Annotated in this window: 1 protein-coding gene; it reads right to left on the bottom strand. The window is 63.5% G+C overall.

The window, feature by feature from the left end; all coding sequences use genetic code 11:
* Window positions 1-1,073 (bottom strand): elongation factor Tu (gene tuf / locus ACFORG_RS20205; protein WP_386737383.1); only part of this gene is annotated, 1,073 nt, incomplete at both ends.

Below are 1,073 nucleotides of genomic sequence, written 5' to 3'. Positions count from 1 at the left end.
ACGGTGAAGGCAACGTTGTCGCCCGGCATCACCATCTCGGTGCCTTCGGCCAGCGTCACGGTCCCGGTCACGTCGGTCGTCCGGAAGTAGAACTGCGGACGGTAGTTCGCGAAGAACGGGGTGTGACGGCCGCCCTCTTCCTTGGTCAGGATGTAGGCTTCGGCTTCGAACTTGGTGTGCGGGGTCACCGAGCCGGGCTTGGCCAGAACCTGGCCGCGCTCGACACCTTCACGGTCGATACCGCGCAGCAGCGCGCCGATGTTGTCGCCCGCTTCACCGCGGTCCAGCAGCTTGCGGAACATCTCGACACCGGTGCAGGTGGTCTTCTTGGTGTCCTTGATGCCGACGATCTCGATCTCGTCGCCCACGTTGATGACGCCACGCTCGACACGGCCGGTCACAACCGTACCGCGGCCGGAGATCGAGAACACGTCCTCGATCGGCATCAGGAAGGGCTGGTCCACGGCGCGCTCGGGCGTCGGGATGTACTCGTCCACGGCCGCCATCAGCTCCTTGATCTTCTCTTCGCCGATCTCGGGATCGCGGCCTTCCATCGCGGCCAGGGCCGAACCTGCGATGATCGGAATGTCGTCGCCGGGGAAGTCGTAGGAGGAAAGCAGTTCGCGCACTTCCATCTCGACGAGTTCCAGCAGTTCCTCGTCATCGACCTGGTCGACCTTGTTCATGAACACGACCATCGCGGGGATGCCCACCTGGCGGCCCAGCAGGATGTGCTCGCGCGTCTGCGGCATCGGGCCGTCAGCGGCGTTCACCACCAGGATCGCGCCGTCCATCTGCGCCGCACCGGTGATCATGTTCTTGACGTAGTCCGCGTGGCCCGGGCAGTCGACATGCGCATAGTGGCGCGCGTCGGTCTCGTATTCCACGTGGGCGGTCGAAATGGTGATCCCGCGAGCCTTCTCTTCCGGCGCGCCGTCGATCTGGTCATAGGCGCGGAAGTCGCCGAAATACTTGGTGATCGCTGCCGTCAGCGTCGTCTTGCCGTGGTCAACATGGCCAATCGTGCCGATGTTCACATGCGGTTTCGTACGCTCAAACTTTTCCTTTGCCAT

The organism is Lutimaribacter marinistellae (genome assembly GCF_042648365.1).
Classification (GTDB): Bacteria; Pseudomonadota; Alphaproteobacteria; order Rhodobacterales; family Rhodobacteraceae; genus Lutimaribacter_A; species Lutimaribacter_A marinistellae.
This window is presented reverse-complemented; position numbering and strand designations above follow the sequence as displayed.